Origin of the sequence: Micromonospora lutea (assembly GCF_016863535.1) — a bacterium.
GTDB lineage: Bacteria > Actinomycetota > Actinomycetes > Mycobacteriales > Micromonosporaceae > Micromonospora > Micromonospora lutea.
This window is the reverse complement of the sequence record NZ_BOPB01000022.1, coordinates 60359-72135: the sequence shown is the minus strand read 5'-3', so window position 1 is coordinate 72135 and position 11777 is coordinate 60359. Positions and strand designations below refer to the sequence as shown.

The 11777-nt window shown below is 71.7% G+C and carries 11 protein-coding genes; 1 reads left to right on the top strand and 10 read right to left on the bottom strand.

Going from position 1 to position 11777, the window contains the following annotated elements:
- Positions 1-30: 30 nt before the first annotated feature.
- From cutA to Vlu01_RS19395, 3 genes are read right to left on the bottom strand one after another with little or no spacing between them, the layout of a single operon-like run.
- A complete protein-coding gene (gene cutA, locus Vlu01_RS19405) occupies positions 31-351 on the bottom strand; it encodes a divalent-cation tolerance protein CutA (protein WP_204001560.1) in 321 nt (106 codons plus the stop codon).
- Positions 352-360: 9 nt separating this feature from the next.
- The gene (locus Vlu01_RS19400; protein ID WP_204001557.1) at positions 361-1377 is read right to left on the bottom strand and encodes a 1-acyl-sn-glycerol-3-phosphate acyltransferase; all 1017 of its coding nucleotides are present in this window, start codon (positions 1375-1377) and stop codon (positions 361-363) included.
- Positions 1377-2207: a patatin-like phospholipase family protein gene (locus Vlu01_RS19395; protein WP_204001554.1), complete on the bottom strand. Its 831-nt coding sequence runs from the start codon at positions 2205-2207 to the stop codon at positions 1377-1379. Before Vlu01_RS19395 ends, Vlu01_RS19400 begins: the two co-directional genes overlap by 1 nt.
- A gap of 120 nt (positions 2208-2327) precedes the next feature.
- Here Vlu01_RS19395 and Vlu01_RS19390 point away from each other — a divergent pair, with 120 nt between their 5' ends.
- Positions 2328-3932, top strand: coding sequence for a serine/threonine protein kinase (locus Vlu01_RS19390; protein WP_204001551.1), 1605 nt, complete (start codon positions 2328-2330; stop codon positions 3930-3932).
- Between the two features lie 13 nt (positions 3933-3945).
- Here Vlu01_RS19390 and Vlu01_RS19385 read toward each other — a convergent pair whose 3' ends face one another.
- From Vlu01_RS19385 to Vlu01_RS19355, 7 genes are all read right to left on the bottom strand, one after another.
- Positions 3946-5007, bottom strand: a complete 1062-nt coding sequence (locus Vlu01_RS19385) for a glycosyltransferase (protein ID WP_373307457.1) — start codon at positions 5005-5007, stop codon at positions 3946-3948.
- A 146-nt stretch (positions 5008-5153) separates the two neighbouring features.
- Complete coding sequence (locus tag Vlu01_RS19380; RefSeq protein ID WP_204001548.1) at positions 5154-5825, bottom strand: BON domain-containing protein; 672 nt, start codon at positions 5823-5825, stop codon at positions 5154-5156.
- Positions 5826-5998: 173 nt separating this feature from the next.
- The gene (locus tag Vlu01_RS19375; protein WP_204001545.1) at positions 5999-7543 is read right to left on the bottom strand and encodes a trypsin-like peptidase domain-containing protein; all 1545 of its coding nucleotides are present in this window, start codon (positions 7541-7543) and stop codon (positions 5999-6001) included.
- 62 nt (positions 7544-7605) lie between these two features.
- On the bottom strand, positions 7606-9159 hold the full coding sequence (locus tag Vlu01_RS19370; RefSeq protein WP_204001542.1) for a sensor histidine kinase: 1554 nt from the start codon (positions 9157-9159) through the stop codon (positions 7606-7608).
- Complete coding sequence (locus Vlu01_RS19365) at positions 9156-9857, bottom strand: response regulator transcription factor (RefSeq protein WP_099853003.1); 702 nt, start codon at positions 9855-9857, stop codon at positions 9156-9158. Before Vlu01_RS19365 ends, Vlu01_RS19370 begins: the two co-directional genes overlap by 4 nt.
- 79 nt (positions 9858-9936) lie before the next feature.
- Positions 9937-10872, bottom strand: coding sequence for a lysophospholipid acyltransferase family protein (locus Vlu01_RS19360; RefSeq protein ID WP_204001540.1), 936 nt, complete (start codon positions 10870-10872; stop codon positions 9937-9939).
- Positions 10869-11633, bottom strand: coding sequence for a GNAT family N-acetyltransferase (locus tag Vlu01_RS19355; RefSeq protein WP_204001538.1), 765 nt, complete (start codon positions 11631-11633; stop codon positions 10869-10871). The genes Vlu01_RS19360 and Vlu01_RS19355 overlap by 4 nt, the downstream gene beginning before the upstream one ends.
- Positions 11634-11777 lie beyond the last annotated feature (144 nt).

The window sequence follows — 11777 nt, the reverse complement described above, 5'->3', positions numbered from 1 at the left end:
CGCGGGCGATCAACGCCAGAGTGCGCGTACTCAGGGGCGGGTGTGCTCGAAGACCCAGGCGGCGTATCCGGGATGACCGCAGTCCACCCGACTGACCAGAATCTCCGGAACCTCGTAGGGATGGCTGGCCCGCAGCTGCTCGACCAACGCCTCGACCCGGTCGGGTGCGGTCTTGAACTGCACCGACCACTCGGTGCTGGTCTCCACCGCCGACCGCCACCAGTACGTACTGTCCACCTGGCCGCCCACCTGCGCACAGGCCGCCAGTCGCCCGGCCACCGCGGCGGCGGCCAGCAGATCGGCGACCGACCGCGCGTCGACCACCGTCGTCACCACGCTGATCTGCTCCACCTGCGCACCTTACGTCGCGTCGTCGCGGTTGGTCTCGATCCACTCGTCTATCCGACTCCACCATTCGTAGAGCCACTCGATGCGCTGCTGCCGGTCGGTCGGGATCTCCTCCGGCGGCACCGACCAGAACCGCATCACCAGCCGCTTGTCCATCGGCAGCTCGCGCCACACGTCGGCGACGGTGAGCATCCGGTCCAGGCCGGTGTGAGCCACGAAGATCACTCCGGCGTCGGGTGCCGCGTCCAGCGCCGCCAGCACACCACCCGGTTGCGGCGCGAGCACGTGCTGCATCGCCTCCGCCTTCACCGCCATCCGCTCGTGTCCGCGGTCACGTAGCCGCGCGATGGCCCGCAGCCGGCGCTTCGGGGTGAAGTTGCCACCCTCGGGAAAGATCACGAAAGCGTCGTCGTCGTCCAGGCCGGTGGCGAGGTGTCCGACCTGCTCGGACAGCGAGCCCTGGTCGTTTCGGCCCGGCGCGATGAACCGGCTCGGTAGCCGGTTGAGCAGGACGTCGATGGCCGGATCCCACTGCAGAGCGTCCTTGAGGACGATCCGCGGCTCACGGCGGAACCAGTTCACCAACGCGTGGATCAGGATGAACGAGTCACCCGGGCCCGCGTGCCGGCACAGCACCAGTTCCGGCCGGCCCGGCAGGGCCGTGTCCGGGTCGGTACCGACCACGTCGATCTGCAGTCGCAACGTCCACCGGGCCTGCCAGAACAACACCTGCAGGAACCAGCCGGCCAGCACGTAGTGGGCCCGCTGGAAGGCTGGGGAGCGTACCCGCCAGCCGAACCCGGAGCCGACCCAGAGCCCGAAGAGGAAGAGCAACGCCGCCGCGTCCCACACCAGGTAGAAGCAGCCGATCCAGAGCAACCGCAGCGGGCGCAGGTGCCCGGGGAAGAAGGGCGACACGGCGAGCGCGAGCAGGGCCCAGAGCGGCACCGTGGTGACCAACAGGACCGCCAACAGAACCACACCGGGTGCCAGCAGCAGTCGACGCAGCCAACGCGGCGGTAGCGGCATCAGCGGTCCAGGTTGGCCAGGTAGTGCCGGGAGGCCGCGTACGCCCGGCTGATCCGCCGGCCCACCGCCGCCATGTCCCGATACGCCCACGGACTGTCGTCGCGCGGCTCCAGGCCACCGGTCGGCAGCACGTGCACCTCCACCCCCTCGGGCAGGGCGGCCATCTCCCGGGCGAACCGGTGCCGGCGAGCGATCTCGAACGCGACCTGGGCGATCTCCCAGGGCCGCCGGGGCGGTGCCAGCGCCCGCTCGATCCGACCCACCTGGAGTACGAAGATCCGGCTGGCACCGGCCGCGACCGCCTCGCCGATCGGGATGGAGTTGACGATTCCTCCGTCCACGTAGTGCTGGTCGCCGATCCGGGCCGGCGGCAGCAGCCCCGGCACCGAGGCGGATGCGAGGACCGCCGGCACCAGCAGCCCGCTGACGAACCAGTGCTCGGCGGCCCGTTCGATGTTCGCCGCACAACAGCGGAACGGCACCTTCAGATCGGCGAAGGTGGTCTGGGCGCCGAGTTCGTTCTCCAACAGCTTGCGCAGCGGTCGGGGCGAGTGCAGGTAGGTACGGGCGGCGAAGCGCCGCAGCTGCCGGGCGACCGAGTCGCCGTACACCTCGCCGGCTTCTGGGGAAGCCCACAGCCGTACCAGCCGGTCGGTCACCGCCTCGGACGGGTCGGCGGCCACCAGGGCCCCGTTGACCGCGCCGATCGACGTGCCGAGCACCAGATCGGGGCGGATCCCCGCCCGGAAAAGGGCGCGCAACATGCCCACCTCGACCGCGCCCAGGACGCCGCCGCCACCGAGCACGAAAGCAACCGCTCCCCGCGCCATGCCGTTCATCCTGGCACGGCCGCGCTCGGGCCGGCTCACCCGTGCTCCCGTGGGGACCCGCTGCATCGAAGCCCGTTGACAGTGGGGCAACATTCCCGCAACCTGATACCGCTCCCACCTATGAGGCAGGTGCGATCCGTGAAGCCAGCCCTGCAGCCCGGCCGGTTGCTGGCCACCAGATACCGGCTGCTCGACCAGATCGGTGCCGGTGGCATGTCGGTGATCTGGCGAGCTCACGACGAGGTGCTCGACCGGGTGGTCGCACTGAAGGTGCTCGCCCCGTCACTGGCCGCCGACGCCAGATTCCGCGACATGGTCCGGGAGGAGGCCCGAGCCGCCGCCCAGTTGGTCCACCCGAACGTCACCTCGGTGCACGACTACGGCGAGACGGTGTCGCCGGACGGCGCCATCACCTCCTTCGTGGTGATGGAGCTGCTCTCCGGTGAGGAGCTGGAGTTTCGGCTCACCGAGGGTCCGCTGCCGTGGCCGCAGGCGGTGGAGATCGGCGCTCAGGTCGCCGACGCGCTGGCCGCCGCCCACCGGCTCGGCATCGTGCACCGGGACATCACCACGGCCAACGTGATGATGACCCAGGTCGGCGCGAAGGTGCTCGACTTCGGCATCGCCACCCGGATCGGCGCTCCCGACGACGACGAGGACGGTGCCACCTTCGGCACTCCCGCGTACGTGGCGCCGGAGCGGCTCGACGGTGCTCCGGCCCAACCCGCGACCGACGTGTACTCGCTCGGGGTGCTCCTGCACGAAACCCTGACCGGTCGAGTGCCGTACCCGGCGGACACCTGGGATGAACTCGCCGTCGCGCTCGCCGAGGGCCCACCGCCCTCACTGGTCGGGGTCCCAGGTCTGCCGGAGACGGTGGCCCAGATCTGCCTGCGCTGCTTGTCGCGCGATCCTGCCGACCGCCCCACCGCCCGGCAGGTGGCCACCGTGCTGCGCGACCAGATGCAGCCCGCCGATCCGCAGGCCAGCACGATGGCGGGCCCCACGGCCACCCTGCCCGCGGTGAGACCGGCCGAGCCCACCCACCCGAACCCTGTCTGGGTCCTCCCCACCGTGGGTGACACCGGCTCGCAACCAGCCGACGACGCAGCCACCGGCGGCAGCGTCGCGGGCAGCCACCCGGACGGGGTCGGTACCGACGGGGGCGCGGGTGCGGCGCCGACCGGCGCGGACCGGAGGCGACGGCGGATGCGCCGCCCGCTGCTTGTCACTGCGGCCCTGGCCACGCTGGTGGCGGCAGCACTGGCCGTGCCGACGCTGCTGACAAAGGACGACGAACCACCGGCCGTACTGCCCACGACGGAACCGACCGAACCGTCCGAGCCGGCCCTGCCCGGCGACACCGCCAGCGCCCCGCCGACTGCCGTGCCGTCGAGAACCCCACCCACCCCAGCGGCCACCTCCGGCGTACCGAACCCGGCCCCCGTCGGTGGCGACACCCTCGTCGAGGCCGCGAACCGCCTGAATCAGGTGATCGACGCCGGTCTCGCCGACGGCGGCATCCGCGACGACGTCGGCCTCGACCTGCGTAACGAGCTGCGCAATCTCACTCGGGCGGTGACCGGCGGCGAGGACGACCTGGGGCAGGGTGTCGCCCGACTGCGGGAGAAGGTCTCCACCCGGCTGCGCGAGGACGGGTTGAGCCCGGCCTACGCACAGCAGTTGGACGCGGCGATCACCGCGCTCGGTGCCGCACAGGTGTGAACCGCGCGTCCGGTCAGGCCGGTGTGACCCGCGCCTGCTCACGCACCGTGCACCGACGGTTCGCGTCGGCGAGGAAGCGGCGGTACACCTCCTCGTAGCCGACGGCCATCTGTTCGGTGGAGAAGGTTCGTGCCACGTGTGCCACACAATCCGTCGGGTCGAGGTCGGGAGCCTGCCGTAGCGCCGCCGGCAACTCGTCCGGCCGCTGACAGATCAGCCCGCTCACCCCGGGTCGGACCAGTTCCGACACCGCTCCCCGGTCCAGCGCCACCACCGGTGTCCCGGTCGCCATCGCCTCCAGCATCACGATGCCGAACGGCTCATCCCACCGGATCGGCATGACCAGACAGCGCGCCTCGACCAGCAGCCGCAGCACGGTCTTGCGGTCGGCGTCGAACACCACCCTGACGTCCGGCCCGAGCATCGGCCGGACCACCTCGTCGTAGTAACGCCGCTCGACGGGCTCGTTGCACTTGCCGGCCAGCACCAGCGGCAGACCCGCCGCCCGGCAGGCGCGAATGGCCAGTTCCGGCCCCTTGTCGGGGCTGAACCGGGCGAGCCACAACACCGGCCCGCGACTGGGGGCGTCCTTGCGCGGAAAGTCCTCCAGGCTCATCGCGTTGTGCACGGTGCCGACCCAGGGCAGGTGCGGATTCAACCCCCGCTGAGCGTGTGAGATCGCCACCAGCCCCACCCCCCGGTCGGTGTCGCTGAGCACCGTCCCGTACTCCCCCACCGGGTTACCGTGCACGGTCGCCACCGTGGGGACCTCCCGCCGGCCAGCCACCAGCGGACCGATCGTGCTGTGGTCGTGCACGATGTCGAAGTCGGCCCGGCTGAGCAGGTGGTTGACCCGGGCCAGGTGCGCCAGTTCGGGCAGTGACTCACCGAGGCGGTCGAACTGCAACTCGTCGACAGTGGCGAGGAAGTCCGCAGCGGTACCGTGAGCCGCGCCGGCACCGATCAGCGTCACCGCGTGCCCCCGGGCGACCAGGGCGTCGGCCAGACCGGCCACCACGTGCTCCAGCCCGCCGTAACCGGGTGGCGGCACCGACAGCCAGGGCGGCACGACCATGGCGATCCGCAACCGATGCTCATGCGCAACGTTGTCGGTCACATGCCCTCCCCGTCGCCCTTCGGCCGCGTCGATGTGCTCCGCTTCGCGCTGGAACGAGCGTCTTCCCGGTCCGGGTATGGACAAACCGGGACCGGATCACCGGTTCAGCCGCCCACCATCAGCTGGTCCCGTACCATGCACACGCCCTCGGCCGACCAGGCGATTCGTTCCGCCTGATCCCGCTCCCACCAGGAACGCACCACCCCGCACAAGGTCACCGTGTCGCCACGCACCTGAACGGTCACCCGTTCCGTGCCGATCCCCCGCATCAGAGCACGCTGTATGTCACTGCGGATCCGGTCGAGGTCGGCCGGGGCGGCGGGCCGCACCTCGACCAGGTTGGTGACGCCGCGTACGCCCCGCAGCCGGCGCAGCTCCCGCTCGGCGACCCGCCGCTGCCAACCGAACTCCACCGCTCCGCGCAGCATCAGCCAGCCGTCGGAGACGGTGAGGTCCAGCCGCTCGGCCGGCACGAAACTGTTCCACTCCAGCGCGCGGCTGGCCGCGATCGCCAGGTCTCCGTCGGTGAAGTCGACCGGCCCGACGGGGCGGACCTCGATGTTGTCGGCGACCGCCCGCACCCCGCGTACCCGCTGCGCCCCGCGCACTGCCGCCCACCTGCGGGCGGCGCTGTCCACGCCGCCGGTGAGCGAAACCACCCCGTCGTGCACGCTCACCCCGATATCGGTCGAGCGCACCTGCGCATCCCAGGCGAGTTCGTCGAGCACGTCGCGTTGGATCCGGTCGTCGCTCCGGGTCGCCGTTGCCGTGGTCATGGCACCCCCCATCCACCGCCACAGGTCTTCTCCGCCGAAATTGCCGGACGGCCGGATGAGCCCGGTTCACCCGGTCCGGGTGAACAGGTGAAAAAAGAGCGGCGGGTGTCGCGGCCAACCCCCTTGGCCGCGCCACCCGCCGCCCCGGAGGGAGGAAAGCAGCCTCTGTTTCGTTAGGACGCTTCGGCGAGCGTCACGGTTGCCGTCGCCTCGGTGCCATTTCGCTGGTACGTCACCTCGACCTGGTCACCGACCTTGCCGGCCTGGACGGCAGCCACCAGATCGTTGGAGTCGTTGATCACCTTGTCGCCGAACCGGGTGACCACGTCGCCCTGTTGCAGCCCGGCCCGCTCCGCCGCGCTGCCCGGGTTCACCGCGCCGATCAACGCACCGCCATCGGGAGCGGAGTTCACGCTGACCCCCAGCGACGGGTGGCTGATCTTCTCGCGCCGCTGGAGCTTCTCCGCGACGTCCTTGGCCTTGTTGCTCGGGATGGCGAAGCCCACACCGATGTTGCCGGTGCTGCCCTGTCCCGCGGTGGCGATCGCGGTGTTGATGCCGATCACCTCACCCCGGGTGTTGACCAGTGCGCCACCCGAGTTGCCCGGGTTGATCGGGGCGTCGGTCTGCAGCAGCCCGGAGATCGAGCTGACCGACTGGCCCGGAAGTTGCTGCCCCCCACCGGCCTGGATGGTGCGGTCCTTGGCGCTGAGGATCCCCGCGGTGACCGAGCCCTGCAGGCCGAGCGGACTGCCCAGTGCGAGCACCTGGTCGCCGACCTGCATCGCGTCGCTGTCGCCGAGCTTGGCCGGTTGAAGGTCGGTCATCCCGTTCGCCTTCAGCACCGCGAGGTCGGTCCTCGGGTCGGTACCGACGATCTCGGCCTGGGTGTTGGTGCCGTTGGCGAAGAAGACCCGTACGGTGTCGCCGCCCCCGGCGATCACGTGGTTGTTGGTCAGCACGTAACCGTCGGCGCTGAGCACCACTCCGGAGCCCTCACCGCTGCCGGCGCTGATCGACACGACGCTGTCCTGTACTGCTGCGGCGATGCGCGGCAGGTCGGCACCGTCGATCACGGGCGCGGCGCTGTAGGTGCGGGTGATGCCACCGCCATCGCTGAGGGCGAGGGCGAGCGCACCACCGGCGGCCCCGCTGCCGAGCATCAGGGCGAACACCGCCACGCCGGCACCGGCCAGCTTGGCGACCCGGCCGGGACGGGGTCCGTTGGACGGGGTGGATGCCCACGCGGGCGGCTGGCCTGGGTAGCCGCTCGGCATCCCGGCGGCCTGCCCCGGATATCCGGGCTGCTGGCCCGCGCCCGGCCCGGGCGGCTGGGCACCGCTCCAGGCGGGCTGGCCGGGATGCCAGGGATTGCCGGGGTAGCGGGCACCCGGTTGGTACGGGTACTGGGGGTGCTGGTACTGGTGCTGGTGGGTACTGGCCGGTGCCCAGGTGGGCTGACCGGAGACCGGCTGCGCCACCGTCGGCGAGCCGCCACCGTCGCCCGGGCCCGTTCGGCCCGGTGTGGCGTCCGGCCCGGCCGACGGCGGATCAACGGCCCGGACCGGCACGGTCTGCGCCTCGACCGTCGGGTCGGCGTCGGGGCGGGCAAGGGACGGGGAGTCGGACCGCGCGTACTCGGCGCGGGACAGCTCGGGATGCGACGGCTCGGCGTCGAAGGGGGCCGGCCGGCGCGGGTCGGACTCGTACTCGGTCATGCTCCTACCTTCTCCCATCGCTCTGCGTCCCGCCTTGGGCTGAACTGAGGATTCGCTGAAAATCACTCGTCGTCGATGTCGGCGGCCGGCGCGAGGGGTAACCGTACCCGGAAGGTGGCACCGCCACCCGGTGTCGCGGTCACCTCGACCGTGCCCTGGTGCACCGTCACCAGCGCGGCGACGATGGCCAGGCCGAGGCCGGTGCCGGTGTTGCCGTCGGTCCTGCGGGTCCGGGAGGCGTCCACCCGGTAGAAGCGCTCGAAGACCCGCTCCGCCTGCTCGACGGTGAGCCCCGGGCCGGTGTCGGCGACCTCGATCACCGCCAGGTTGCCGGGCTCGGCCCGCAGCCGCAACATCACCGCCGCCCCGGGCGGAGTGTGCCGCAGCGCGTTGGTCATCAGGTTGCCGATCACCTGCCGCAGCCGGGCGTCGTCGCCCCGCACCACCAGCGGACCTGAGTCGGGCTGGATCTCCAGCTCGATCCGCCGGTCCGGCGCCATCGCGCGCGCCGCCGCCACCGCGTCGGCGGCCAACACCGGCAGTTCCACCGGGGTGAGTGACAGCGGTCGTTCTCGATCCAGTCGGGCCAGCAGCAGGAGATCCTCCACCAACAGCCCCATCCGGGCCGCCTCATCCTCGATCCGGCGCAGCAGGTCGGAGGTCTTCTCGGGGGTTCGGGCCGCACCCTGGCGGTACAACTCGGCGAAGCCGCGGATGGTGGTCAGTGGGGTACGCAGCTCATGTGAGGCGTCCGCCACGAACTGTCGCATCCGTTCCTCGGACCGGCGGGCACGGGCCTCGGAGGCGCGGGCCGCCCCGGCGGCCTCTCGGGCGGCAGCCTCGGCGGACCGGGCCGCGGACTCCGACGCCGCCCGGGCGGTGAAGGCCATCTCGATCTGGCTGAGCATCGCGTTCAGGGCCCGGGACAGCCGCCCCAGCTCGGAGGTCGGGCAGGGTTGGCCGTCCTCCGGGTCGGGCACCCGCCTGCTGAGATCACCACCGGCGATGGCGGCGGCGGTGCGCTCGATCTCCACCAGCGGCTTGAGGCTGGTCCGGACGATCGCCGCGCCGATCGAGGCGAGCAGCACCAGCACTGCCCCGCCGACCAGCAGATCGATCCAGATGAGCCGTTTCACCGCCTGATCCACGTCGGTCAGGTGCTGCGCGATCGCCGTCCACTGGCCGTTGGGCAGTTCGGTGTACAGCATCCGCCAGCGCATGTCGCTGGCCCGGGCCCGGGCGGGGAACGGTTTGCCGGCCGCCTCTTCGAAGCCGGCGGCGTTCTCCGGCCAGGGCGGCAGGTCGTTGGCGTCGAACCGCTTGTTGTCGAAGTAGACCCAGGAGACGGCACCGGTCCGGCTGTCGGTGAAGACCACCAGGTAGTCGGTGGGCAGGTCGGTGCCGAACCGCTCCGCGCCGGCCACCGCTTCGAGGTTGTCGGCGGCGCTGGTCAGCTCCGCGTCCACCTGGTCGACCAGGTAGCTGCGAAGAAAGATCGTGGTCAGCGAGGCGATCACCAGCAGCGCGGCAGCGACCAGGGTCAGCACGGCCGCGACCAGCTTGACCCGTAGCGGTACCGCGCGGAGCCGGATCTTGGCCTGCTGTAACGCGTTCACGCCGCCGGCTTGCGCAGAACGTATCCGACGCCACGCAGGGTGTGGATCAGCCGGGGGTCGGTGGTGTCGACCTTGCGGCGCAGGTACGAGATGTAGGACTCGACGATGTTGTCGTCGCCCCGGAAGTCGTAGTTCCAGACGTGGTCGAGGATCTGCGCCTTGGACAGCACCCGGTTGGCGTTGAGCATCAGATAGCGCAGCAGTTTGAACTCGGTCGGCGAGAGCTGCACCCGCTGACCGGCCCGATAGACCTCGTGGGTCTCCTCGTCCAGTTCCAGGTCGGCGAAGGTGAGCCGGGCGGGGGCCTGCTCGCCGGTGCTGGTGCGGCGCAGCACCGCCCGGATCCGGGCGGTCAACTCCTCCAGGCTGAACGGCTTGGTCACGTAGTCGTCGCCACCGAGGGTGAGCCCACGGATCTTGTCATCGGTGGCGTCGCGGGCCGTGAGGAAGACCACCGGCGTACGCGTGCCGCCCTCACGCATCATCCGGATCACCTCGAACCCGTCGAGGTCGGGCAGCATCACGTCGAGCACGACCAGGTCGGGGCGGTGATCACGGGCCGCGCTCAGTGCGGCGCTGCCGCTGGTGGCGGTGGCCACGTCGAATCCCGCGAAACGCAGGCTCGCGGAGAGCAGCTCGAGGATGTTGGGATCGTCCTCGACGACGAGCAGTCGCGCCTCGGTCTGGGTAGCGGCCATGCCGCCCATCATCCGCGCAGACACTGCATCGCCGCTGGGCAGATCCTGAAAAGAACCTGTGAGCGGCATGTGTCGCGGGTCAGGCGGCCAGCGGCAACTCCCGCTCCGGCGGCACGGTCCGTACCGCGTCCGGCCGCGCCGACACCCGTACCGGCGCCGGGTGCGGAGCCGCCTGCACGGCTGGCGACGACGGTACGAGATGCACCACCGACTCGGCGACCCGGGCGAGCGCGCGCCGGTCGGCGGACCGCCCCGGGTGCAGCGGCGCGGCGACGTCGACACGGACCGTCAGCTCCCGGACGCCGAGCATCCGCCGCACCGACCGCAGCAGGGTCTCGTCACCGACGAACGCCGACGCCGTGGTTGTTGCGCCGGTCACTCCGCAGCGGTATTGGATCCGCAGCGGCACGACGGGTGCCCCCGCGTCGATCGCGGCCTGGAACATCGCCGGCCGGAAGCCGGTCTTCGGCCGGCAGGACGTCGCGGCCCCACACCAGGTGGTGCCCTCGGGGAACACCGCGACCGAACGGCCCGCCCGCAATGCGGCGGCGACCCGCCCCACTGCCGCCGGCAGCTCGCGGGGGCGGGAACGGTCCACGAAAATGGTGCCGGCCGCCCGCGCGAGCAGCCCGATCAGCGGCCACCGTCCGACCTCGTGCTTGGCCACCAGCCGGGCCGGCGCGACCGCGAGCAGCGCCAGGACGTCCCACCACGAGACGTGGTTGGCGACGACCAGGGCACGGCGCCGGGGCAGCCGACCGCGCACTTCGAGGCGTACGCCGCAGGCCCGTGCCGTGGCCCGTGCCCAGCCGCGCAGCGCGGTCTGCCGCTCCCGGACCGGCAGCACCGGGAGCAGAACGGCCAGGCCGATGCCGAGCCCGAGCATGCCGAGCAGGCCGGCGGCGCGGCCCAGTTGCCGGGTCGCCGGGACGGCGAGGCCCTCGCCCGGCCGAGGCAGGCAGTCGGGGCCGCAACCGGAACTCGGCCGCCACAGCGGATGCGCCAGCGTGGTCACGGCTGCCCGCCGAGGAAGTGCCGCAGGTAACGCGGGTTGATCCGGTCCATGGAGAGCAGTACGTAGAAGTCGGCCACCCCGAAGTCAGGGTCGTACGCCGGCTGCCCGCAGACCTGGGCCCCCAGCCGCAGGTATCCGCGCAGCAGCGGCGGGACGAGCTTGGCCGCCCCCGTGACCGACTCGGCCGGCACGCCCGGCTCGGCGAACCAGGGCCGCAGTGGACGGACCCGCAACGACGGCGGTGACAGGTGCTTCGCCCGCGCCTGAGCCCAGACCTCGGCGGCGGCGAGGCCACCGTCGGACACCGGCACGGAGGCACACCCACCGAGCCAACGCAGCCCGCGCAGGTGCAGGTAGCGGGCGATACCCGCCCACATCAGGTTGATCACCGCGCCGCTGCGGTGCTCGGGGTGCACGCAGGAACGGCCGGCCTCGACCAGGTACGTACGCAACGGATCGAGCGCGGTCAGGTCGAATTCGCCCTCGGCGTACCGGCGGTTGGTCCGCCCCGGCGGGAGCAGTCGGTACGTCCCGACCACCGCGCCGGTGCTTTCCTGCCGCACCACCAGGTGGTCGCAGTACGGGTCGAAGGCGTCACGGTCGAGGCCGGCCGCGTCCGAGGACACGGTCGCGCCCAGCTCGCCGGCGAACACCTGGTGGCGCAGGCGTTGCGCGGCCTCAACCTGGCTGGGGTCGTCGGCGATCGAGAGGGTGTAGCCGCTGGTCGTCAGTGCTACGTCCGCGGCGGGCAGAACGGCCATGCGTTCTGTGTAGCGCCCGCTTGGTTGCCGGCCCTGGTGACCGGCGGTGTCGATCCGGTGAACGCCGGTCGGCGACCCGCTACGGCGGCGGGTACGCGGGCGTGCGAGGCTGCCGGTGTCCGGCGACGCGGCCGGGCGGCGTGG